Raw genomic sequence first — 383 nt, 5'->3', positions numbered from 1 at the left:
GCTTTAATCACGCCCGTCGTCCCGTTACCGGCGATCATTACCATGCTGCCGGTAGCAATAGCGTTACGATTACGGTCATAGGTTTTCATGGTCTCCTCCTAAATAAACCTGGGTGAAAGCAATGATTAAGCGCGCAAATTAATACCGCTTTCTGCCTAAAAAAGTTTTGAGGATAATCAAATTTATTTTAATAACCACCTGAGCATAAAGGCAAGAAGACCTTATGTTCGCCTCCATCGCATCGCCTGCGCGGCGAGGGGATGAAGCGTGATACTGTCCGTCATATGTCAGCCAGGTTACTGTTTTATGACCAGATTATTAACCTTGCCAGCCCGCGGAAAATAGCGAAAGATGGCACTATTAGGGCATCAACGGTGCCAGTG

1 protein-coding gene is annotated in these 383 nt (G+C 46.5%); it reads right to left on the bottom strand.

Going from position 1 to position 383, the window contains the following annotated elements:
• On the bottom strand, positions 1-89 hold an 89-nt coding region (ydfZ, locus tag FJV41_RS56725), incomplete at its 3' end, for a putative selenium delivery protein YdfZ (RefSeq protein ID WP_141649713.1).
• Positions 90-383 lie beyond the last annotated feature (294 nt).

This window comes from Myxococcus llanfairpwllgwyngyllgogerychwyrndrobwllllantysiliogogogochensis (genome assembly GCF_006636215.1).
GTDB classification, from domain to species: Bacteria; Myxococcota; Myxococcia; order Myxococcales; family Myxococcaceae; genus Myxococcus; species Myxococcus llanfairpwllgwyngyllgogerychwyrndrobwllllantysiliogogogochensis.
The sequence above is the reverse complement of the archived record's forward strand: the minus strand, read 5'-3'. Positions and strand labels throughout refer to the sequence as shown.